We start from the raw sequence: 24,169 nt of genomic DNA, 5'->3' as shown, positions 1-24,169 counted from the left end.
CAGTTGTTCCCAGCCTCGGACTTATCCTAGCCGAACCCGGCCAAGGCTTCCCATCACATATGACGGGGACGCCTTTCGGATTTGTTATAGCTTGAGTAAGGAATATCCAGGATGTGGCGGCCCGACCCTGCCACCGGACCGTCCCCGTCCTAGAACTTGCCGATCAAGTTGACGAAGAATCCTCGCTCGTCATAGCTGAGATCGGTGAGGTCGTCGGAATAATCGGTGAAATTGTAGCCGACGCCGATTTTGATGGTGTCCCCGAGGTGCCGGTAGATTCCCGCGAGGGCGCCCAGTCGGCTGTCCTGTGCCTCGCTGACCGACAATTGCCTCACCTCCACCAGCGCGTCCCAGCGGCCGATGATCCGGTAGTCGGCTCGAACGGCCCAGAAGGTGGCCTCGCTCGAGAACCAGGGTGCGCTGGCATCCCGCGAGGGCCGAAGCGAGCCGACGCGATAGGCAAGCTTGCCGCCCACGGCGAGCTGGGGAGTCAGCTGGTACGTGCCGTCGATCGCGAAGACATGGCTTCGCTGAGCGAAGTCGAGATTGAGGCCCAGGCTGTCGACCTGCGCCGGTGACGGCAGATCGTAGAGATAGGTATATTTTGCGAGAAGGTTGAGCCGGTCGTTCGTCGTCGGGCGGTAGGCTCCGGCCACGACGATTTCGTAATAATCGGCATCGAGCGAACTGGCGGGATTGCCGCCGCTCGACAGAGCCAGGTTGGCGCGGCCGAACAGTCGAAGCGCATCCGTGGCGCGGAAGGTGACCTGGTTGCGGGTTGCCCAAGTCTCGCGCTCGCCGAGCACCGCGCTTCCGTCGCGGCGATATTCGACCGCGCTGCTCCAGCGTAGGCGGTCGTCGCCATAGTCGGCCGTGGCGCCGACGACTTCCCTGCGGATCCGGTTGCCGAGCGCGTCGGACAGCGAACCGCGCTCGTAGCGGGCTCCGAACGTCCAGCCCGGGATCGGCGTGAAATCGACGCCATAGGCCTGGGTGAGGCCGGTGGGGCCGCTGCCATGCTCGTAGCGTCCTTCGGCGAAAACCGACGTACTGCCGCCCAGACGACGACGTCCGCCGACGGTGAGCCGTCCCAGCCTTCCGGTGTTGAATGCATCGGGATTTTCGGCGGCAAGCGCATAACCCAGATAGAGCGAGCCACGATCGCCCATGGCGAAGGTCGCGCGCGCATCGGCGCCGAGGCCGAGATCGCCGTCGGAAACTTCGGCATCGACCGACAAACGATCAGTGAGCTCGACTTCGCCGGCAACGCCGATCCGGTCATTCTCCTGCCGACCGCCGCTGCGATCGACGGTCATCTGTCCGAACAGCGAAACCGACCAGGGCCGGTCGCGTTCGACGCTCTCCGCCTCGCCATCCTGGGTCGGCGCGGCGGCTGCGGCCGGCACGTGCCGGTAGCCGATACTGGCGGCAACGTCGGTCCGCGATCCGGTAAATTCGGGCGGAGCCGGAAACGGGGTTTGCGGAGTGGCCTGGCCCTGCTGACCTTCCGACCGGATCCCGACCGTTCCGAACCAGCCATCGGCGCGCTCGTGCCGGAGCCCGGCCTCGATCGCGTGGCGTTCGGTCACTGTTCCTTCGGTGACGTCGGCCTTGACCTGCAGTCTCGTTCCCTGGGCGAGCTGCAGATCGGCAATCCCGCCATATTGGTCGAGACTCTCGTTGAAAGTGAGCTCGCCCGGCCCCGAAAAGCCGCGCTCGCGGCTTCGCCAATAGGCGCCCACGCGCCCGCTGCCGCGGCCGAGCACTTCCGCGACGTCCAGAGCGCCCTCGATATTGTAGGCGTCCGCCTCGCGCGCGATGGTGCTGAGCTGGGTAAAGTCGTAGCCGCCGGTGGACGAATAAGCCACGCCCGTGCCGGCCCCGTCCGACCGCGCGAACTCGCCGCGAAGCCAGGTGCCGGGCCGGTAGCGAAGCAGAATGTCGGCACCGTAAAGATCCTGCGACGCCTGATCCTCGCCCTGGTGGTAGCCGGTGATTCCGATCCGGACATTGTCCGTCAGCCAGTGCTGTGCCCGACCACCGAGGGTGAGGGCGTCGGGACGAGTAAGTCCCGGCACATATTCGTAGGTGGCGACCAGCCAGACAGGATTTCCGGCAAGCGACGAGTTGCGGACAAACAGGCTGGAATCGGCCGTGATCGGAAGCGCTTCGCGAAGCAGCACCCGTCCCTGGATGTAGTTGATGTCGTAGTCGCGAGCGACGATCAGCTCGCGGCGTTCGAGCACCCTGCCCGAGTCGCGATCGCGGACTTCGACGAACAGCCGCTCCGAACCCGCGGCGATGTCCTGGTTGCGGAGATAATAGACGGAGCCGCCGGTGGAGATGAAATCCTCCCGGCTTCCGATCGTGCCGGGATCGGCGGCAAAGGCGTTGATCTCGGTACGCCGCTCACCGGCGGCGGTGGTGTCGGAATTGCGCCAGCTCGCCTGCGCACCATAAAGTCCACGCTGGTAGCGGATCAGCTCCGTGCCCGTCAGCTGGGTCTGGAAATTGCCCCACATGGCGAGAGCATCCTCGCTCTCGGCGCGAATGTAGAACCGGCCATAGGTTGGTGCATCGTCGATCGTGATCGAATCGTCGCCATAAACGGGATAATGGCGCTCGGGGTCGAGCCGGCGCAGAAGTGATCGAGGATCGCGGCGAAGGAAGCCGTCGAACAGAGCCTCGATCGGCTGCTCCCCGGTATCCGCCGAGGCGGTGAGTCGCCAATTTTCGGAGATCCGGCCGCGATAGTAGAAAGCGAGCCGACCATCGGCGAAATCCCTTCGGGCATCGGCCTGATCCTCGCCTTGAAGCTCCAGCTTGGCGGCATCGAAGCTGCGATGGCCGACGGTGAGATCGGCAATGGCGACCAGGAAGTGATCGCCCCGTCGCGCATTGAGCGCCCGCCGGAATTCGCGACTTTCCCCGCCCGGCGGGTCGAGCCGAACCACAATCTCGGAAGTTCCGGACGGGACGATCTGACGGGCCACGAAGCGCCGGCCGCGATCGACCGGAATACGCATCCCGAAGGCGGTCACCCGGGTTTCCGGATGATCGACCCCGCCGCTCACCGTCACTTCGGTGCCGGTCACCGGAATGTTGCCGGTGGTGCGCATATTCTCGAACAGCGGGCCATCGCGCGTGTCCCGCAACGGATCGCGAGGCGCCGCACTCACCCGGAAGCTGGCGGGCGCGGTCTCGTCGAATCGTCCCTCCGAGTCATAGACCCGAAGAACCGCCCGGAGCGGCCGGTCTTCGACGTCGTCCGGAGTCCAGAGCACCGGCTCACCGAAGGTGATGGGGACGATGGTTCGAGGCGTGCCCTCGAGCGACTCGTCGGGACCGAAGATGCGCAGCTCGGCACGGCTGATGAACGCGGCATAATTGGTCATCACCTCGAAGCGCATCGGCTGACCCGGGGCAGCCGCGGCCTCCGCCGCTACGACGCTCAGCATCGGCTGACCGTCCAACCGGGTGACCTGAACGCCTATGCCGGACTCCGACAGAGCGACGTCGGTGGCGCGCTGGACGTCGGCAGGGCTGGCCCCCTCCCCTTCGCCGTCGACGGTGACCCGGAATGCACCGGCGGCCGGTCCGCGCTCGAGATTCGGCGCGACGGTGCGGTGCTCGACCGAGCTGTCGTCGTTGCGAGGTCCACAAGGACGCTCGTCATCGCCGCAATGATCGACCGGCAGAGGCGTCTGAGCGGTTGCGCTGCTCAAGGCCAGCGATGACGCGCCAAGAGCGAGGGCCGCAAGCGAGCGGATAGTCAGCGGGCTCATTGGGCGTCTCCCTGGTCGGCGGCGGCCGGGACTGTCGTCTCCTCCTCGATGATCAATCGGTAGCGATCCTCGCCTGACCTCCATCTCTCCTCGATGATGTCGCGGATCGCGGCGATTCGCCGACGAACGAGCCGACCCTCCTCGCCGCGCGAACCGTAGGCGATCCGAAGCACCGACGGTCGCTCGGCCAGCGTTCCGACCAGGGCGTCGATCCGGGCGAGGAATTCGCTTCGGACCTGCTCGCCGTCGAAGGCATCGCCGTTGATGTCGAGCCGGACCACTCGCCCCAGCGCTGCCCCGAAGTTGAGCGTCGCCATTCTTCCGCGGGTAAGACGCACCGTTTCCGGGTTGACGGTCGTCATCCGGTATCCGGTCGGCAGAGTTCGCTGGTCCACCTTCAGAATGAAGTTGGAGCCGCGATCCTCGTTCGGGATCATCGGGCAGGTGACATGGTACCGGCCCTCGGAGTCGGTGGTGATGAGCAGGCCGCGCGCCGTTGCCAGCCGGACCCCCGGCAGGCCGCGTTCGCCTTCGTCCTGGACACCGTTCATGTTGCGGTCGTCAAAGACCTTGCCGATCACGTCGGAGCAGTCGAAGTCCGGATCCGGAACGATCCGGACGGTTGCGTCGGCGACGTTGGAGACCGTCTGACCGACCAGCGCGTTCACGGCATAGGCCTGGTTGACGTGCTCGCCTTCCCCGACTCCGGCACCGACCACCAGGATCAGCTGGACCGTCCGTTCCTGGCCGGCCGCGAAGCTCTGGTTCGGCCAGGCAAGCAAACGCCCATTCTGTTGCGGCTCGACCGGCGTGCCGTCGATCGTCGCGCTGCCCTCGCGGTAGCGGAAACCGGCTGGAACACGATCGGTGATGGTGATCCCGGTGATCGCTCCGGACAGCGTGTTCCGAGCCGTCACGACATAGGGAACGAGGCCGCCGCGCGACACATTGGTCATCGGCGTGCGCTTGGTGACTTCGATCGCGCCCTCCAGGATCGGGTCGATCGGAATGTGGTTGTTGACGACATCCGCCGACACGCCGGCCGTGAGGGTGAAGCTGAGGAAGTAAGCGGTGGTCTCGCCCCCGGTCGTGCAGGCCCGGATCGCGCTGGTCGGCGGGGCGCCCTCGTAGGCAGAGACGAGGAGCGGATCCGGCGTGGGGCCGACCACGAGCGGACCGTTGCAGGGCGGAATGATCGTCGACGGCTGGATCGGATTGTAGCTGCCGTTCGGCGGCGTGACCGACAGCGAGTAGACGCCGTTGGGTGCGCCGGGAAGCAGCAGATACTGGTACATTCCGCTGGCCCCGGTCACCTGGATGACGTTCGCCGCGCCGCCGAGCAGATGGATCGCCGGATCGAAGCCCGTCGGCCCGCTGAGAGTCACCGTGGCCCCAGCGACCGGAACGCGGCGAACGGAATCGTAGACCACGCCGGAAGGATCCAGCGGCAGCGACTGCTGCGGGATGTCGGCACCCGGAGTCAGCGTGAGGCCGGTCAGGGTTCCGCCCTCGGTGCGCGCGCCCGCCGGATTGGCCGGCGACACGGCGCCTTCGGTCACCGGCGCGCCGGTCTCGTTCGGACGAGCGCTTCCGTAGAGCGCATTATTCTCCGGATTGCGGAAACGGATCTGGTAGCCCGAGCCGGGAGCGATTCCGGTGAGGGCGTAGGTGCCATCCGCATCGGTTTCGGTGGTGGCGATCAGAGTGTCGCCGAGCAGCAGCTCGACGATCCAGCCGGCCTGGACGGGCTCGCCCGGGTCGAGGGCGCGGTCATGGTCATTGTCCATCCAGACGCGGCCGGAGACCCGGGCGCCCTCGCCCACCTCGCCGAAAAGATAGTCCGTCGCGTCCTCCGCCGCACCGAGCGTGATGGCGGAGATCGTGTCGCCGCTCGCCGAGCCGCCCGCCGATCCCGGCGAGTCCGCGCCATCGCCATAGCCGGCCGGCTGGTTTTCGATGATCGAATAGGTCCCTCCGGGGACGCCGGTGAAGCGATAGGTTCCGTCGGGCCCGCTGACCGCCGACTGGGTGACGGAATTGCCGCGCGCATCCGTTCCGGTGAGGGTCAAGGTCACCCCCGGAATGACCGGTTCGTCCGAGTCCCGGCGGCCGTTGCCATTGCTGTCATTGTAGACGAGGCCGGAAATGGATCCGGTACGCTCGCCGAAGTTCACGACGGGCGTCGGTGTACCAACTCCGATCGTCACCGGAACGCGGTTGTTCGGGTTCTCAGGAGCCTCGCCGTAACCGGCGGGCTGTACCTCGACGATGACATAGTCGCCCGCCTCGACGTCGGCGAAACTGTAGCTGCCGTCGGGCCCGGTGATCGTGGTCTCGACGACGCTTCCGTCAGGACGCTGCAACTCCACAGTCACGCCCGGAATTCCGGGATCGCCCTCGTTGCGGGTGCCGTTCAGGTCGCTGTCGACATAGACGATTCCGCCGAAGCCCTGGCCGACCTCGCCGAAGACGTAATCGATCGCGTCGATGCCGGTTGCGAGCGCGATGGCTGAGATGACGTCGTTCCCGACAGTCCCGCCCGAAGTGCCGGCGCTTTCGAGACCGTCGCCGAAGCCGTTCGGCTGAGTTTCGGTCAGCGTGTAGGTGCCGGCCAGGACTTCGTCGAAGATGAAGGCGCCGGTCGAACCGGTGGTCAGGGTGCGATCCACCGCCGCTCCGGCGGCGTCGGTCCCGGTCAGTCGAACCGAAACTCCTTCGATACCGCGCTCGCCAGGCTCGCGGAGGCCGTCATTGTTGCTGTCGACAAAGACGGACCCGGCAATGCTGGAAAGCGTGTCGCCAAAGTCGATCGTCTGGTTCGCCCCTGCGCTGACGTTGACCGATCGGCTGTCAGGGGTGGACGAGCCGTAGCCCGCCGGCTGGGTTTCATCGACCGTGTAGCTGCCTGCCGGCAGGTTCTCGAAGCGGTAGCTGCCGTCCGTTCCCGTAACGGTCGTGGCGACGACCGAGCCGTCCCTGCGGAGCGTGATGGTCACCCCGGGGAGGCCGCGTTCATCATTGTCGTTTCCGTCCCTTTCGGGATCGAAATAGACTCGGCCGGAGATGGTGGTCGCGCGCTCGCCGAAATCGTAGCCAGTGCCCTGCACGCCAGCGCCCAGTGGGATCGAGGCGATCCGATTGGTGGCTGCGGTCGGGCCGAAGCTGCCATTGTCGACGGTTCCGGAGGGCGTGCCCGGCGCTTCGCGGCCGTCGGCATAGTCGCTGGGCTGGGACTCGGTCAGCGTGTAGCTGCCATCGGGCAGGTCGTCGAAGCGGTAGCTGCCGTCGGCGGCCGTCGTCGCCGTGCAGTTCAGCGCCGGATCGAGCGCCGCACGGACGGCGCAGATGTCCTCGCCGCTCCGGGTCGTTCCGGACAGGGTGACGGTGATCCCAGGCAGGGGCGTCTCGCCCGGCTGGCGGACGCCATCGTCATTGCCATCGATATAGACCGCGCCCACGAGCGAGCCTGCCCGCTCCCCGAATGCGTAGTTGGTGCCGAGTTCGCCGGCGCCGAGGATGATGGCCGTGATCTCGTCATTCCCCGCCGTGCCGCGCGGGCTGCCGCCGACGGTGCCGGGCGAATCGATGCCGTCGGCGAAGGCCGAAAGCGGCGGCGTCGACTGGTCTTGTTGGCCGATCTCGTAGCCGGCGGGCGACGATCCGGGCACATTGATGAAGATGAAGTTGCCGCTGGCGTCGGTGGTCGCCGTGCAGGTGGTGATGGTGCACACATTCTGCCCGCCGGCGGTGTCGCCGGAAAGCGTCATGGTGACGCCCGCGATCCCGACTTCGCCCGAATCGCGCACGCCATTATTGTTGCGGTCGACATAGACGTAGCCGCTCAGCCCCTCGCCGGTCGCGCCGAAGTCGTAGCGCGAGGCGATGGTGCCGGCCGTGATCGTCACCCCGGTGATGCTGGTATTGGCGGTGCCCGGCGCCGCCACGTTGCTGCCCGAAACTCCGCCCGAGCTGCCGCCGGCCGAGCCAATGAAGGCGCCGCTTGGCGTCAGGCCCGGCGGCGGGGTTTGAGCAATCGTGTAGGTCCCTGGCCTTAGGACCCGGCAGGCGGCATTGGCATCGCTTTCCGACGGGAAGCGATATTCGCCAGACGCGGTGGTGGTAATCGAGCAGTCGACCGCCTGGCTGACATCGTTGGTTCCGGTGAGCCGGATCACGGCGCCGGCGAGCCCGGTCACCTCGGTCGGGTCCCGGGTCGCGTTCTGGTTGGGGTCGAGATAGACGATGCCGGAAAGCGTCGACGTCGGAATCTCGCCGAAATTGCGGTTCGTGAGCGCCGCGGCCGGAAGAAGGCGGCCGACGACGATGTCCTCGGGCGCCGACCGGCTTGCAGAGCCGGCAACGACATTGCCGGCGCCGTTGCTGTCGAGCCCGTCGGACAGGCCGTTGGGCTGGACCAGCTGAGTCACCGTATAGCCGGTCGGATCGGACGGCGGCAGGTCGGCGAAGCTATAGTTTCCGCTCGCGTCCACCGTTCGGGTGAGGTTGAGCGGATTGCCCGCATAATCGTTGCCGGTCAGCCGGATGTGCGGCGTCGACAGGAATTCACTCGCCGGCACGCCCGCTTCGCCAGCGTCAATGGAGCCATTATTGTTGGCGTCGCGGAACACCGTTCCGGACAGGGAAGCGGCCCGAACTTCCTGGAAGATATATCCGGTCGCAGCGGTGGCGTTCGGGAGCGCGATGGCGCTGATGCTGTTGGTCGCCGGATCGCTGCCGAAGGCCGCATTGTTGACCGTTCCGCCCGAACTTCCCGCCGTTTCCCGATAGTCGAGCAGACCGCCCGGCTGGGTTTCGACAAGGGTGTAGGTTCCCGGCGGCAAGCCGTCGAACAGGAAGTCGCCCGAGGCACTCGTCGCCACGGTTCGGGCGGGGATCGGATTGCCGAAGGCGTCAGTTCCGGAAAGGGCTATGCTGACTCCGGCGAGCCGTTCGCCCGACTGGATGACATTGTCGAGATTGTCGTCGGCGTAGACCGTTCCGGCAATCGAGGATTGGGCGACCTGGACGGTCGCGGTCTTGCTGTTGTTGGTCGGATCGGAATCGCGGCTGAGCTCACGTCCGTCCCCATCCAGGCCGGGGGAGATCGTCACTGTGTTGGCGAGGTCGCTTCCGAACGGACCGGAATAGGGATAGTCGGCCCGAGCGAAGAGCCGGATGGTGACCAGCGAGCCGTCCGGCGGGAAGCTGCCGTCGAGCACGCAAAGCACGCTCGTCGTGCCGGTGCAGTTGATGGCGCTGACGTTCGCGGCACCCGATGCGGTGGCGGTCGGCGCGGCCCCGGCGACGACGAACCCGGCGGGAAGATTGTCGGTGACCCGGACCTGGGTGGTCGGCGACACGCCATTGTTGCGGATGACGATCGAATATTCGACGGGTTCGTTGATCCCTGCCGGAGAAGCGGTCACGCGAGTCTTCGAAACCACCTCCAGGTCTGCGGAGGGCAGCACCGTGGTTGTCTGTACCGCACGGTTGTTCGCGAGCTGGCTGTCGGCCTGATTGACGCTGACATTGTCCTGCTCCAACGCCACCACCTGAACTTCGTTGGTGAAGGTCAGCGAGCCGCTCGGCGGCGTTCCGCCAGGCGTGAAGCGAAGCCGAAACACGACCTGCCGAAGCGGATCGAGGAAGTTGCTGGCGGTCGACGAAGCGTGGAGGCGGCATTCGACCCTGCCGTCCCCGTTCTGAAGACAGGACGGCGCCGGCGGCGTGTAGAGCGTCAAACCGCCGGTCGCCGGAACTGGGTTCACCTCGAAACCCGCAAGGGTCATCGTATAGCCGGGCGGCGGCTGCGGTAAATCCGTGATCAGGACGTTGCTGGCCCGGGAGGGTCCGAAGTTGGAAAGGCGGATGTCGTAGACGAGCTCTTCGCCGAAGCGCCGCGGGTCGAAGTCGGCTCCCGGCTCGGAGTTGGTGAGGGAAAGGTCGAAGCCGGGCGCGATGACGTTATGGGTCACGGAGCCGCTATTGTTGGTGGCGTCGCTTTCGACCGTGCTGGTCGCCACCGTCGCCGTATTGGTGTGGCTGATCGGGAAGCCGTCAGTGGCTCCGCCGAACGGAAAACGCGGCCGGATCTGCTGACTGATCTGGAAGGTCTCGCCGCGGGCGAACTGGCCCATGTTGCAGCTGATTTCCCCGGTCGCCGGATTGCTGGTGCAGGTCGTTCCGCCTTTCGTGCTCGCCGGATTGCCGACCAGTTCGAACCGGTCGGGGTCGATCGTGTCCGTCACGACCACATTGGAAGCCGGATTGGCGCCATTGTTGCGGATGCTGATGGTGTAGGTCGCAAGGACTCCGACCTGCGTCGGGTTGGGCGCGACCGATTTGAGCGTGACGGCCATGTCGGCAAGCGGATCGACCGTATACAGAGCCGACGAGCTGTTGTTTCCATTGTTGCTGTCGATCGTGTCGGAAGAGGTGATCGTCGCCGTGTTGGTATAGCTGCCGCTGTTCACCGGCCGATCGATGCGGATGATCGCCGTTTCGCTGTCGCCGGCGCCGAGATCGCTGAGCGTCCAGCGGATCTGGCCGTTCGATGCCGTGTAGGAGGTGGAACCGCTGGAGGCGCTGATCTGGGCGAATCCAGTAATGAAACCGCCGGTGTTAAGCCGGTTGGGAAGCACATCTTCGACAATGACGGTGCCTGCTGTCGCCGTGCCGACATTGCTGGCGGTGAGTCGGATGTAGAAGCTCGGGGCCGTCGCAGGGACCGTCAGCGATGGAGTCTGGCTCCACGGGCCGGCCGGGTTGAGTGAAACCTCCTTCACCACGGCAAGGTCGGTGGTCACGGTGGTCGCCCGAACACCAGCACCCTGGCAGTCGTTCGCCGTGTTGGTATCGGTGGGGGTTGCCTGGGACCCCGCCGTGGAACCAGTACAAGCGGTATTGTTCAGATTGGAATTGGCGCTTGCGCTCGCCCGCGTGACGAGAGTGAGAGTGATGGTGCCGTTCACGGCCAGCGTTCCCGCATTGACCGTGTCGCAGGTGATGACGTTGTCGGTCTGACCGCAGCTCCAGGCTGCACTCGAAGAAACGAAGGTTTCGTCGGCGGAGACGGAATCGGTCACGCGAAGCGGCGTTCCGGGGCCGTAGGTCAGCACCGAAGGCCCATTGTTGCGCACGGTGATGGTGCTCGTCATGTCCCCGCCGGCCGCGACCGGACTCGGCGTCTTCGACTTCTGGACGCTGAGATCGGCCGTCGGCTGAACGATCCGATAGGTGGCCGTGGCGGTGTTGTTGGCCGTGTTGGGATCGGCAAGATCTGCCGGCGGCGTGATCGTCGCGCTGTTGATCTGATTGCCGGCCGTCGGGCTGTTGGCGGTTACCGGGATGACGAACTGCCGGCTGGCGCCGTTGGTGAGATTGCCGGCGTTGCAGGTGACCGATTGACCCACGGCGGAGCAGCCCGGAGGCAACGCGCCAAGGGTGAAGTTGCTGGCGAACGTGTCGCTGATCGTCGCTCCGTCGACGGTTCGCGGGCCGTCATTGAAGACGGTCAAGGTGACGTTGACCGACGTTCCCTCGACGATCGTCGCCGGCATGGACTTGGCGGCGCGAAGATCGCTGCCTTCGATGATGTTCGTCACCACCGACGCCGTGTTGTTCGAGCCGTTCGGATCCAGCACCAGCGGACTGGTGAGTTCCGCGAACGCGGTGTTGGTGATCGTACCGCTCGACTGGCGGATAACCCGGCCGGTGATCGTGATCGGCGGCAGTGCCCCGGTCACGGCGGCGCCGGTATAGCTGCAGGTGACGGTGGTATCCGATTGCGAACAAGTCCAGTTCGTTCCGTTCGCCGACTGGTACTGGAAATCCGAGGTGGGCGGCAGGTTGTCTGTCAGGCGGATCGCGGCCGTCGGATCCGGACCCGAGTTGGTGACGTTGACGACATAGGAGACGATCCCGCCGGCAGCGATTGTGTTGTCGGCGAGGCCATCATCCTTGGACACCGTGAGATCCGCGCCATTCTGAACGGCGGGAGTGACGGTCAGGCTGTCATTTGCAGGGTTGGTGTCGCCGGCCGTAGCGCTCGCGATCGAGGCGGTCGTGTTCGCCGAGCCGGTCGCGATCGCGGTGGCGTCGAAATCGAAAGTGCGGTCGCCGACGGCAAAGGCCGAAAGACTGCAGGTCAGAGACTGCGAACCGACCGCACCGGAAAGACTGCAGAACGCCGGAAAGTCACCGGAGTCGACTCGGAAGCGGCTCGAGACGGCGACCGTCACCACCGCATCATTGACCGTTCCCGGCCCATTGTTCGTGGCTCGAACCGTGAAGGTCGTGCGAGCGCCATTGGGAACCGGATCGGGCAGCCAGCTATAGGCGGAAATCTGAAGGTCGGCGGCGATGGCCGGCGCGCCGGCGAGCAGAAAGGCCGCGAACAGAACGGAGCGGATCGAGGCCGCAACGCGAGCGCGCACGGCGAGATTGGAACGAAACACTTCGAGGCCCCCGCTTCAGACGAATTTGTCGCCCGCGATTACGGGAGCGGAACGTTAATAAGAAGTAACCAAAATCCTTATTTCATAAGATTTTACATTTCGATCTGAAGTCCTCAGAAGAGGAATGGAACGGTCCGGCACAAGAATGTAAAGCTTTGTGAAATCTCGCAGTCAGACCCGTAACAATTGGGCGACACCCTGCTAGGTGCGCGTCGGAGCCGGTTCTCGCTTGCGAGGGCCATGAACGGATTCGACATCTGATGGAGCAGAAGCGAGGAAGATGCGGATCGGCATTCTCGAGGATGATGCGGCACTTGCCGAGCAGCTCCATGGCCTGCTCGTGCGCGAGGGCCATAGCTGCTTTCTCTATCAGAGCGGTCAGAAGCTCATCGGTCTGCTGACACGCGAAACCGTCGATCTCCTCATCCTCGACTGGAACGTTCCGGACGTTCCCGGGATCGACGTCATTCGATGGGTGCGCAGCGAAAGCTCGCGGCATCCGCCGATCGTCGTCCTCACCGCGCGCTCGGCCGAAGAGGATATCGTTGCCGCCTTGAAGGCGGGTGCCGACGAATATGTGATCAAGCCGGTTCAGGAAGCTGTGCTCCTCGCCCGGATCGAAGCGCTCTGCCGACGCGCCTATCCGGAGCCGCCGCGCGCCAGGATCGAACAGTTCGGCGATTATGCCTTTGACACCAGCGCCGAGACGGTCCTGGTCCGGGACGAGCCCGTGCAACTTACCGCGAAGGAATTCGCGTTGGGGCTGATGCTGTTCCGGAACCTGAACCGTACCTTGTCCCGTTCCTACATCTTCGAAGCCTTGTGGGGCGGCAATCCCGACCTCCAGACCCGAACGCTTGACGCCCATATCTCGAAGGTGCGGACCAAGCTCGCGCTTCGGGCGAGCAACGGCTTCCGGCTTGTCCCCATCTACGCCTATGGTTATCGCCTCGAAACGACCGGCGAGGGGCTGGGATGAGCTTCGGAGACTCGTGATCTTGCGCGCGCTGCTTGCCCTGCTGGCCGCCGCTTTCGCGATTCTCCCGATGGCCGTGCCCGTCGTCGCTGCCCAGCCGGACGAGCAGGTGCTCTACACGACGAAGGCAGGCGACAATCTCTACACGCTTGCCGAGCGCTATCTCGTCCGGATTCAGGATTATGCCCGGGTCCAGCGGCTGAACCGGGTCACAGACCCGTACCGGCTTGCGATCGGCCGAGTCCTGCGGATCCCTCGCCGGCTGCTCCGCGACGAGCCGCTGACGGCCCGGATCGTCGCCTTTCGCGGCGAGGTTCGGATCGCTCGGGGCGGCGGAGCGCAAGCAGCGACCGTCGGCGCCAGCATCACGGAGGGCGACAGGATCATCACGGGCGCCAATTCCTTCATCACCTTGCGGGTGGAGGACGGCTCGACCGTCTCCCTTCCCTCCCAGAGCCGGATCCTCGTCCAGCGCTTGCGTCGGGTCCTGCTGACCGGTCGAGTCGAGCGCCTGTTCGCGCTCGAGACCGGCCGCGCCCGGGCGGTCGTGGTCCCGATGGGCGAAACACCGGGCGAATTCCGGATCTCTACTCCAGTTGCCGTGTCCGCGGTTCGCGGCACCGAGTTCCGGACCCGCTATGACGAGCAGCAAGAACGAGGCGCCACCGAAGTCATCGAAGGCGAGATCGGCGTCAGCAGCCGCGGCGACACCGTGTCCATCGGTGCCGGCTTTGGAGCGCTTTCGACCGCCGAGGGCACGAGCGCGGCCGTTCCGCTCCTCCCCGCCCCTTCGCTGGCACGACCCGGCAGGGTGCAGGACGAGGCCGAGCTGATCTTCCGCGTCGAACCGCTCGCCGGCGCCGCGAGCTACCGGATCCAGGTGGCTCAGGATGCCGGGTTCATCGACGTCGTCGGCGAAGCCGTCTCCGAAGGCCCGGAGGTGAGGCTTGCGGGCCTGCCCGACGGGACCTGGTTCGTCCGCGCTTCCGCGATCGACTCAAGTGGGCTGGAAGGCCTTCCCTCCACCTACAGTTTCCAGCGTCGACGGCTGGAAATCGCCACGGCGTCGGAGCGCCGCCGGATCGGCCGGTACCGCGAATATCTGTTCCGCTGGACTGCCGAGGGCGCCGGAATTCACCGCTACCGCTTCCAGCTCATGAAAGACGGGCCGGACGGAATACCGGTTGTCGACGAACCGGGCCTCACGGCCGACCGCTTCGTGCTCACCGACCTCGAGCCCGGCACTTATTATTGGCGAGTGATGACGATCCAGCATTCCGATGGAACCGCTCACTCGAAATGGTCGGCCGTCCAGCAACTGACGATCAGCGCCGACGAATGAGGGGCGCGCCGGGCGCCCGCCGGCTGGCCGCCGAATGGTGGCTCGTCGCGCTGCTTTCCAGCGCGCTCGTCCTGTTGCTGGCTAACAGCCAGATCGCCGAGCGGCTCGACAATCTCGCTTACGATCAGTTGCTTCGCCTCGAATCGGACCAGCCCGATTCCCGGATCCTGCTCGTCGCCATCGACAGTCACAGCCTGCAGGAAGTGGGCGGCTGGCCCTGGCCACGCGACCTTCATGCAAGACTGATCGATCGGCTGAGCGAGGGCCGGGCCCGGGCCATCGCCTACGACGTCCTGTTCGTCGAGCCGGCGCCGGGCGACCTGCAATTGGGTGCGGCAGTCCAGGCAGCGCCGCCGCTGTTCCTGCCGCTCCTTCTCGACGCACCGGGCCGCAACGGTGCCCGGTTCGAACCGAGAATGCCCGTTGCGCCGGTTCGTGGCGCCGCGGCGGGCATCGGTCACGTGAACCTTCACTCGGATTCCGACGGCGTGATCCGCCGCATCAGGCCCGTGGAGCGCGACGGCGCGAGCCGCTGGCCGCATCTCATGGTCCTGCTGAGCCAGACCGTATCGGGCGAAACGTCCGCACCGGCCGCCGAGACGGTCCTTATTCCCTTCACCGGGCCGGCCGGGACCTATCCCTCGATCCCGGCCTCCATGGTTCTGCGGGGGGAGCTTCCACCGGAGCTCGTGAAGGACCGGATCGTGATCGTCGGCGCGACCGCCCAGGGTCTCGGCGATCGTCATCCCGTGCCGCTCGCAGGCCCCGAAGGGGTGATGGCGGGGATCGAACTCCAGGCCAACTTTCTCGATGCTCTGCTCGACGACCGTCTGATCGCCGAAGCGAACGAGGCTGTCCGAACGGTCGCCGGCCTGCTGCCCCTTTGGCTGTTGCTCGGCGCCCTTCGACTGATGCGCCCGCGCGCTTCGATGCTCACTCTGGCCGGGCTGGTGCTGGTGGTGGCGGTGGCGACCGCCCTCGCCTTCCTCCTCCTCCGGGTCTGGATCACGCCGGTCCCGGCACTCGCGGGGATGTTGCTCGTCTATCCGCTCTGGAGCTGGCGACGGCTCGAGGGCGTGAGCGCCTACATGGTCGGAGAACTGGAGCGTCTCCATTCGCAGCGGGACGAAATCATTGCGCCTGCCGAAGCGCCGCTCGATCCGCTGATGCGCGAATCCATGTTGCTCAGCGAAGCCATCGGGCGGATCGAGGCTGCCCGGCGCTTCATTCGGGAAAGCCTGGACCAGCTTCCCGATGCCGTCTTCGTGCTCGACCAGGCCGGACGGATCACCCTCGCCAACCGTTGCGCCGACGTCCTGCGCCGCGAGTTCGGCGTGAACAGCGAGGATTTCCTCGAAGTTGCGGGTCGACTTCAGCCTTCGGCCGACGACTTCGACCGCATTGCCTGGCCACCTCGTCCCGACCTGCGTTTAGAAGCTGCAGCTCCGGACGGACGGATCTTCGACCTCCTGTTCACCGCCCGCCTCGGGCCAAAGGAGACCACGCTCGGCTGGATCGTCAGAATGAGCGACATCACGGCGATGCGGGTCGCCCAGCGACAGCGGGACGACATGCTGCGCTTCCTGACTCACGACATGCGTTCGCCGCAGGCTTCGATCCTTGCCCTGACGGCCAGTGGAGATGACGCAGGGATCGCTCCGGGGCTCGCCGAGCGAATCGCGCGATACGCCCGCCGAACGCTCGAGCTCGCGGACGGAATCGTTCATCTCGCGCGCGCCGAGACCCTCGCCTACCAGCCGGTTCCGCTCGACCTGGCCGAACTGCTCGAAAACGCCATTGACGAGCTATGGCCCCAGGTGACGGAGCGAAAGGTGCAGGTGGAGGTCACCGGGATCCGCCCTCTTCCAGTGCTGGGCGAGCCTTCGCTCATCACCCGAGCGCTCATCAACCTGCTCGACAATGCCCTGAAATACGGTCCCAAAGGCGGGCGGCTGAATTGCCGCTTGTCGGTCGAGGACGATAGGCCCGAGCCGATGGCGGTCTGCTCCATCCGCGACCAGGGAGAAGCCCTGACGGAACAGGCGATCGCTTCCCTCTTCGAGCAGTTTCAGCGCGGTTCGGCTGCGCCGGGCGGCGGAACCGGACTGGGGCTCGCCTTCGTCCGAACCGTGGCCGTCCGCCACGGCGGATCCATCAGCGGCGCCTGTCAGCCTGGCCAGGGCACCACATTCACTCTGAAGCTCCCGCTCGGGCCGGATCAGTCCGACGACTGATCCGATCCGACAGGCGGGTCGAGCGCCGAGTCCAGCAGGACCGGCCAATTGTCGGATGCGGCGCCGCGCCGGTTCGCCGAGGCGCTGTAGACCGTTTCTCCGTTGGCGGCGTCGGTGATGGTGACGTTCAGAACCGCTACTGGAGCTCTTCGGCTCCGCAGGTTCGGAGGTCGAAGCCAATCCGGCTGCTCACCGACAGGAACAAGGCTTCCCACCCCGGCAGGCCGCTCCGCCAGCCCCACCTGAACCAGGTAAGAGGGCGTCTCGGAGCGGGCTAGACCCCGAAGTTCGAGCCGCTCGGTCAAGCGCTCGCTCGCCTCGGTGGTGGCCGATCCGCCGGCATCGACGATGGCAAAGGTGCCGGAAGCGGGAAGGCTGCCCGACGAAGTAACCGAAAGCGGGTTTCCGGCACAGCCCGCAAGTATCGGAAACGCAGAACCAGCCAGGATCCGGATGGGAAAGGAGCGTATCGGCATGAACCCGTCCCATATCCCGGCTGGGAGTGCGACGGCAACTGTCGTCAACGGGTCCTACAATCTTCGTTCACCATAGCGAACACCCACATTTTACAAGGTTTGACGCTGAGATGGTGCCCGGCTGTGGAATGGTCGTCTCATGTCGACTCAGGCCGCTTCTGTCCTTTCGACCTCTGCTTGCGCCAGGCCGCCGATGCGAATGCCGGGCAGCCGCAGCCGCCGGATCCTGCTCGTCGAAGATGACGAACGACAGCGCGCCATGACCGCAAGACTGCTGACGGAGCAAGGCCATGAGCTGGTGACGGCGGCCTCTTCCACCGAGGCGATGGCCTGTCTGGACCGGAGGTTCGACCTGCTCGTCTCCGACATCGACCTCGGAGCCGGACCCGACGGATTGACGCTTGCCGCGGAGGCCCGTTCGCGAAGTCCGGAGCTGCCACTACTGATCACATCCGGCCGCCCGGTGACCAGCTTCCAGGAGCGGCGATTTTCGAACGCCCTTTACCTGCGCAAGCCGTTCACGCCCGACGCCCTGCTGGAGATGATCGACAGTCTCTGCACCGGCTGAGGCCGGAGACGCCGCGCGGTCATTCGACCGTGACACTCTTGGCCAGGTTGCGCGGCTGGTCCACGTCGGTCCCCTTCGCCACCGCGACATGATAGGCCAGAAGCTGCACCGGCACCGCGTAGACGAGCGGCGCGATCAGCGGGTGAACCTTGGGCATCTCGATCGTCGCAATGGTGTTGTCGCCGGCCTGGACGAGGCCTTCGGAGTCGCTGATCAGGATCACCTTGCCGCCGCGCGCTTGCACTTCCTGCATGTTGCTGACGGTCTTCTCGAACAGCGGTCCCGAAGGCGCGAGAACGATGATCGGGACATTGTCGTCGATCAAAGCGATCGGGCCGTGCTTCATCTCGCCCGCGGCATAACCCTCGGCGTGGATATAGCTGATTTCCTTGAGCTTGAGGGCACCTTCCAGCGCCAGCGGATAGTCCTGGCCCCGGCCGAGGTAGAGAACGTCGCGGGCTCGGGCGACGATCGGCGCCATGTCCCTGATCTCGTCGTCATGCGCCAGAGCCGCGTTCATCGCCGCCGGAGCCTCGGACAGGTGAACGACGATTTCCCGCTCCTCCGCCTCGCTCATCACCCGCTTGTCGCGCGCGATCTTGGCGGCGAGCGCGGCCAGGACGGCGAGCTGGCAGGTGAACGCCTTGGTCGAAGCGACGCCGATCTCAGGTCCGGCATGGGTGGGAAGCAGCAGGTCCGCTTCACGAGCCATCGAGCTGGTCGGCACGTTGACCACGACCGCGATCTTCTGCCCCTGCGCCCGGGCGTGACGAAGAGCGGCAAGCGTGTCCGCCGTTTCGCCGGACTGGGAGATGAAAAGCGCCAGCCCGTCGCGCTCCAGAACCGGCTCGCGGTACCGGAATTCGGAAGCGATATCGAGCTCGACCGGCACTCGGGCGAAGCGCTCCAGCCAATATTTGGCGACCATTCCGGCATAGAAGCTGGTTCCGCAGGCGACGATGGTGATCCGAGGAACCTCGGCGAAGGAGAAATCCATCGCCGGAAGCGCCACCTTCTGCTCGAGCGGGCGCAGATAGGATTGCAGGGTCTGGGCAACGACGACCGGCTGCTCGTGAATTTCCTTGAGCATGTAATGGGCGTAATTGCCCTTCTCGATCCGGGCCGCGCTCGCGCCGGAAGCCACGACCTCGCGGCTCACGGGATTGTTCTCCCGGTCGAAGATCTGGACGCCGTCATGAGTGACCACCGCCCAGTCGCCTTCCTCGAGATAGGCGATCCTCTGGGTGAGCGAAGCGAGAGCGAGAGCGTCGGAGCCGAGATAATTCTCGCCCTCGCCATTGCCGTAGCCGACCGTGAGTGGAGCTCCGAGGCGAGCGCCGACGATCATCCCGGGATGGTCGCGGAACAGGATGGCGATGGCGAAGGCGCCGTGAAGGCGCGGCAGCACGGCCGCGACGGCTTCCTGGGGTCCCTTCCCCTGCTTGAGCTGGTCGTCGACGAGATGAGCGACGCACTCGCTGTCGGTTTCGCTCTGGAAGACTCGTCCCCCCGCCTGCAATTCCTCGCGAAGCGCCTTGAAATTCTCGATGATCCCGTTGTGGACGACTGCAACCCCGTCGACGACATGGGGATGCGCGTTGCCGACGGTCGGCGCGCCATGGGTCGCCCAGCGGGTATGCGCGATACCGACGAAGCCCGGGAGAGGCGAGGATTCGAGCTCGCGCTCCAGATTGTCGAGCTTGCCCTCCGCCCGGCGCCGTTCGAGCGCGCCGTCGCGGATGGTGCAGATGCCGGCGCTGTCATAACCGCGATATTCGAGCCGCCTCAGGCCGTCCATCAATCGGGTGGACACTTCCGATCGCCCGACAATACCGATAATCCCGCACATCTTGGCTTGCTTCCTCAATTGCCTGCAGTTCTTTAGGCGCTGAATTCTCTGACGAAAAGTCGCCGCGGCGGTCAGAGCGCGATCAGGTCGCCTTCTTCTTCTCTGTCATCGCCTGGCGAAACCTTGCGGCTCGGCCCGGCTTTTCCACCTGTTCTCCGCGCGCGATCGCGACCGCATCCTCGGTGACGTCCCTGGTCACAACCGATCCGGCGCCGACGAGAGCGCCCTTGCCGATGGAGACCGGAGCGACGAGGGCCGAGTTCGAGCCGATGAACGCCCCTTCGCCGATGACTGTCCTGTACTTGAAGAAGCCGTCATAATTGCAGGTGATGCTTCCCGCGCCGATATTGGCCCCGGCACCGACTTCGGCATCGCCGAGATAGGTCAGGTGACTGGCCTTGGCGCCCTTGCCCAGCCTGGCCTTCTTGACCTCGACGAAATTGCCGACCTTGGCCTGTTCGCCGATCTCCGTGCCCGGACGAAGGCGGGCATAGGGGCCGATCTCGGCGCCAGCGGCTACGCTCGCGCCCTCGATATGGCTGAAGGCACGGATCCGGACGTTTTCGCCGATCCGCACGCCGGGGCCGAAGACGACGTTCGGCTCGATCAGGCTGTCGCGGCCGATCTCGGTGTCCCAGGCGAACCAGACGGTTTCTGGTGCCAGCAGCGACACTCCGGCTGCCATCATCTCCTCACGCCGGCGGGCCTGCCAGGCGGCTTCGGTCGCCGCCAGCTCGGAACGGCTGTTGATGCCCTCCACCTCGTCGGCGGGAACTTCGATGACCGCGGATCGGCGCCCGTCCTTCGCGGCAAGCATGACGATGTCGGGAAGATAATATTCGCTCGCGGCATTGTCGTTGCCGACTCTCGCGAGCAGTGGCCACAGGTCGACCGAGCGAACCGCCATCAGGCCGGAATTGCACAGGTCTATCGACCGCTCCTCCTCCGTCGCATCCTTATACTCGACCATCTTCTCGATCGTGCCGTCCGGCCGCGCCAGAATCCGCCCATATCGCTTCGGGTCGGCAGGACGCGAGCCGACCACGACGATTGCGGGGGCATCCTCGGCTGCGAGCCGCTCGCGCATCCGGCGCATCGTGTCGACCGTGACGAACGGAGTGTCGCCGTAAAGGATCAATATCTCGCCGTCGAACCCATGAAAGGCCTGCCGGGCCTGAAGCACCGCATGCGCGGTGCCGAGCTGGGGTTCCTGGACGACGATGACTCCGCCATGCTCCTCGACCAGCGGCTGGACCTGTTCGCGCCCGCTGCCGACCACGACGGCGACGCGCTCCGCCGCAAGCCGGTTCACGCTGTCGAGCAGGTGAGCGATCATCGGCCGACCGGCAATCGGGTGCAGCACCTTGTGGAGATCGGATTTCATTCGCGTACCCTTGCCGGCGGCAAGGACGATCGCGGCCAGGGGCTTCGTCATGGGCGGCCTCGTGCCACGGAAAACTTGCCATTTCCATAGCCGTCGCCCTAGGCGCTCGGTCATGGCCGACTTTCCCTTCGATGTCGTCGCCTTCGATCTCGACGGCACGCTTGCCGACACGGCACCCGATCTCGCCGCGACCCTGAACCATGTGCTGGAACAGCTTGGGCGGCCAAGGATCGAACCGGAATCGGTCCGACATCTCGTCGGCCACGGGGCGCGGGCGCTGCTGCGCAACGGGCTCGCCGCCAGCGGGGACGCAGCCGAAGAACTGGTGGAGCGGGCCCTGCCGATCTACCTCGAACATTATTCGGCCAATATCTGCGTGGGCACGAAGCCCTATATGGGCCTCGAGCAAGCCCTCGACGCCCTAGCCCAGCGCGGCGTCGCTCTGGCCATCTGCACGAACAAACTGGAGCGACTGACGCATCTGCTCGTCGAAGCGCTCGGCTGGAACGATCGTTTTGCGGCCATCGTCGGCGCGGACACGACCGCTGCCCGAAAGCCCGATCCGCTCCCGTTGCGGGAGGCGATCGCTCGGGCGGGTGGCGGCCGAGCGGCCTTCGTTGGCGACTCGATCACCGACGCCGACACCGCACGGGCGGCCGGCGTCCCCTTTGTCGCCGTGAGCTTCGGCTTTTCCGATCGCCCAGCCGGCGAGCTCGGCGCGGATGCGCTGATCGACAGCTATTCCGAGCTCCTGTCCGCGCTTGAGCGGCTTTGATCGCTCCAGCTTTGGCAACGAGTTCGGGATGAGCGACTCGGAATCACTCCCGAGTGGCGAGAACCAGCACCCCAGCGGCGAGCAACAGGACGATTGAGACCATTTTCCCCTTCCCCGGGGGAAATCTATGACACCGGTTACTAATCGCGGCTTGAAGATGGATTGCGGTGACTACGGCAAGCCCGCTCGCGCCTTCGTCCAGAGATGGCGAGCCAGCATCAGCGGCGGCATTCGAAGCCAGTGGGAGCGCACATAGAAAGCCAGTCGAAGCGCCTTGCGGCAATCCTGGCCCCAGCCGTTGCGAGCCAGCAGCCGAGCCTCGAACAGGCGATCCGCCAACGTGAATCGGCCGGCAAAATCCCGGTCCACTGGCGTTCCGTAAAGGCGTTCGGAAAGGCGCAAGGCCCGACGGACATGCGGCACCAGTAGGTGGAGTTCGGAGCGGCGGCGGAGCGCCTGGCGAAAATCGGGGGAATCGAACTCGCGAAGCAGCCGGTCGATGTCCCACAGATTCCTGAGCCCTCCCGCCAGGTCGCCGTCGGCGAACAGGTGCGCCGAAGCGTGGACGATCATGTCGGCGGGGCACAGGATTCGGAGGCCGCCAGGCAGCTCCAGGCTGTCGCCGATCAGCGCCTCCGGATCCGGTTTCGGCCGGGCGGTGAGCGGAAGGATGGTGTGATGGACGTCGATCATCCGATCGCGGGTGCGATGGATCAGCGGTGGAAGCTCATGCATCCAGCGGCGATAGTAGAGATCGTCATAGCCTTCGGCTTCCTTGAGCCGTTCCCATCCATGGCCGATCAGGCATGTCTCCACCCCGTCGAGCGCATCGAATGGCACGAGGATGTCGAGGTCTCCGACCGAGCGGCCAAGGCTCGCCTCGAGCCCGGCGGCATGGAAGGCCGTGCCCTTCAGCAGGACCACCGGCACGTTCAGCGACGCCAGGGCGCGTCGACACATCTCCGCCTCCCACAAGGCCTGGACCCGAGCCTGGTGCGAATCCCGCCGAGCGGCCTCGAACAAGGCTTCGACCTTCTCCGGAAGCTTTTGCCCCTGCAGCCGGAAGGCGAGACTGCCGATCAACTGCTCGGCTCGGGCGACGGCGATCAGCGACGTCCAGTCGCAGTCGCCCAGCCTTCCGGGCTCCCTCAGCAGGCCGACCAGAAGTCGAGCGCCGCTCAACCCGCTTGCTCCCACAACTGGTCGACCATCGACAGGGCCGTTTCGGCATCCGGATAATCGATCGCCACGCCCGGACAGGCGCCGACGAGTCCGATGAGGGCATCGAATCCGGCCTGGCCGAGCGCGACATAGTTGGTCGAGGCCTGGGTCAGGCGCATGAATATCTCGGCCTCGCCGACCCGTCGCATGGCCGGCGCTTCGCCGAAGCGCGGGAAAAGGATCAGGGCGGGGACACCCCCCTCTCCCATTCGAGTCAGCGCCTGGTCGTTGGGCCGCATGTGCCGGATCGCACCCTTGGGCGTATTTTCGAGCCTCGGACCGAAGCGGTCGGCGGCAACCCTTTCTTCCATGACCCGGATCGCCCCGTTCTTGAGGCTGACGGCGCGAGGAAAGGGAAGCAGCCGGCCGGTGCGAAGGTCGAGCAGCGCGAATTCGTCGCCCATCAGACGCCAGCCGCGCTCGCCGAGCAGGGCCGCGAGCGTCGATTTTCCTGCACCGGACTCGCCAGTCATGAGCAGCGCCCGACCGTCCTTCTCGGCACTGGAGGCATGGAGAAGGAGGTAGGATTTCTGCCCCAGCGCCATCTGCAGGTTCATCCCCATCTCGGCGGCGAGGAGGCCGTGCTCGAGCGCCATGGGAGAAGCGTCGGGAAGGATATAGTCGCCTCGGATCGCGACCGATGGCCTGGCCCAGCGCCGCCAGGGTCTTTCCGGCTCCAGGCGAACGGTGAAGTCGCAGATCCCGTCGAGGGGCCTGGGATAGCCAGAATAGAGCGCCGCCAAAGCATCGAGCGGCTCCGGCCAGGCCGACCCGATCCGGAATGCGACCGGTCCGATCTGCAGCTCAAGGTTGTGCCTCACAGACGACTCACCAGACCTGCGGCCTCGAGCTCGTCGAGCCGGGCTTCCACCGCTTCGGCCGTTCCTTCGCCTTCCAGATCGTACCATGCGCGCATTCGCGCCAGTATCTCGCCCGAATCGGCCGGGCCGAGCCGCAGGGCCTCGAGAATCTGCGGCGCGGGTGGCGCCACGATATGGGTCATTCCAGAGGGGCGGTGGAACAGAAGCCAGAGCCCGTCGAGCGCGACGCTTTGCACGCACTCCTCGGGATCGGCGATGTAGCGATGGCCGGGCATGAGCCCG

Annotated in this window: 13 protein-coding genes; 5 read left to right on the top strand and 8 right to left on the bottom strand. The window is 65.7% G+C overall.

The features are described 5' to 3' along the window. Positions 1-149: 149 nt before the first annotated feature. Positions 150-3,785, bottom strand: coding sequence for a hypothetical protein (locus ACRYLT_RS11170; protein ID WP_482664172.1), 3,636 nt, complete (start codon positions 3,783-3,785; stop codon positions 150-152). Next, entirely contained in the window at positions 3,782-12,241 is an 8,460-nt protein-coding gene (locus tag ACRYLT_RS11165; protein ID WP_482664171.1) for an SdrD B-like domain-containing protein, read from the bottom strand. Before ACRYLT_RS11165 ends, ACRYLT_RS11170 begins: the two co-directional genes overlap by 4 nt. A 280-nt stretch (positions 12,242-12,521) precedes the next feature. On the opposite strand from ACRYLT_RS11165, the gene ACRYLT_RS11160 reads away from it, so the two are divergent. Genes ACRYLT_RS11160 through ACRYLT_RS11150 form a run of 3 tightly spaced genes read left to right on the top strand, consistent with a single transcriptional unit; the run spans position 12,522 to position 16,793 of the window. Next, positions 12,522-13,220, top strand: a complete 699-nt coding sequence (locus ACRYLT_RS11160; protein WP_482664170.1) for a response regulator transcription factor — start codon at positions 12,522-12,524, stop codon at positions 13,218-13,220. A gap of 13 nt (positions 13,221-13,233) precedes the next feature. Then, on the top strand, positions 13,234-14,559 hold the full coding sequence (locus tag ACRYLT_RS11155; RefSeq protein ID WP_482664169.1) for a FecR domain-containing protein: 1,326 nt from the start codon (positions 13,234-13,236) through the stop codon (positions 14,557-14,559). Beyond that, positions 14,556-16,793 (top strand): CHASE2 domain-containing protein, encoded by a 2,238-nt coding sequence (locus ACRYLT_RS11150; RefSeq protein WP_482664168.1) that lies wholly within the window; start codon positions 14,556-14,558, stop codon positions 16,791-16,793. Before ACRYLT_RS11155 ends, ACRYLT_RS11150 begins: the two co-directional genes overlap by 4 nt. Here the strand turns inward: ACRYLT_RS11150 and ACRYLT_RS11145 are convergent. Further along, complete coding sequence (locus ACRYLT_RS11145; protein WP_482664167.1) at positions 16,778-17,269, bottom strand: hypothetical protein; 492 nt, start codon at positions 17,267-17,269, stop codon at positions 16,778-16,780. The genes ACRYLT_RS11150 and ACRYLT_RS11145 overlap by 16 nt on opposite strands. Before the next feature lie 199 nt (positions 17,270-17,468). Between ACRYLT_RS11145 and ACRYLT_RS11140 the strand changes: the two genes are divergently transcribed. After that, on the top strand, positions 17,469-17,837 hold the full coding sequence (locus tag ACRYLT_RS11140; RefSeq protein WP_482664166.1) for a response regulator: 369 nt from the start codon (positions 17,469-17,471) through the stop codon (positions 17,835-17,837). Positions 17,838-17,856: 19 nt separating this feature from the next. On the opposite strand, the gene glmS is transcribed toward ACRYLT_RS11140, so the two are convergent. Next, positions 17,857-19,686: a glutamine--fructose-6-phosphate transaminase (isomerizing) gene (gene glmS / locus ACRYLT_RS11135; RefSeq protein ID WP_482664165.1), complete on the bottom strand. Its 1,830-nt coding sequence runs from the start codon at positions 19,684-19,686 to the stop codon at positions 17,857-17,859. A gap of 82 nt (positions 19,687-19,768) precedes the next feature. Beyond that, complete coding sequence (gene glmU / locus ACRYLT_RS11130) at positions 19,769-21,121, bottom strand: bifunctional UDP-N-acetylglucosamine diphosphorylase/glucosamine-1-phosphate N-acetyltransferase GlmU (RefSeq protein ID WP_482664164.1); 1,353 nt, start codon at positions 21,119-21,121, stop codon at positions 19,769-19,771. A gap of 61 nt (positions 21,122-21,182) precedes the next feature. On the opposite strand from glmU, the gene ACRYLT_RS11125 reads away from it, so the two are divergent. Beyond that, positions 21,183-21,845 (top strand): HAD family hydrolase, encoded by a 663-nt coding sequence (locus ACRYLT_RS11125; RefSeq protein ID WP_482664163.1) that lies wholly within the window; start codon positions 21,183-21,185, stop codon positions 21,843-21,845. 171 nt (positions 21,846-22,016) lie between these two features. Here the strand turns inward: ACRYLT_RS11125 and ACRYLT_RS11120 are convergent, their stop codons facing one another. From ACRYLT_RS11120 to ACRYLT_RS11110, 3 genes are read right to left on the bottom strand one after another with little or no spacing between them, the layout of a single operon-like run. Then, a complete protein-coding gene (locus ACRYLT_RS11120; protein ID WP_482664162.1) occupies positions 22,017-23,027 on the bottom strand; it encodes a nucleotidyltransferase domain-containing protein in 1,011 nt (336 codons plus the stop codon). Then, positions 23,024-23,887: an HprK-related kinase A gene (locus ACRYLT_RS11115; protein ID WP_482664161.1), complete on the bottom strand. Its 864-nt coding sequence runs from the start codon at positions 23,885-23,887 to the stop codon at positions 23,024-23,026. Before ACRYLT_RS11115 ends, ACRYLT_RS11120 begins: the two co-directional genes overlap by 4 nt. Beyond that, a complete protein-coding gene (locus ACRYLT_RS11110; protein WP_482664160.1) occupies positions 23,884-24,162 on the bottom strand; it encodes an HPr-rel-A system PqqD family peptide chaperone in 279 nt (92 codons plus the stop codon). The genes ACRYLT_RS11115 and ACRYLT_RS11110 overlap by 4 nt, the downstream gene beginning before the upstream one ends. Between the last annotated feature and the right edge of the window lie 7 nt (positions 24,163-24,169).

The sequence above is a fragment of the Sphingosinicella sp. SM1-17 genome (assembly GCF_056821765.1).
The sequence above is the reverse complement of the archived record's forward strand: the minus strand, read 5'-3'. Positions and strand labels throughout refer to the sequence as shown.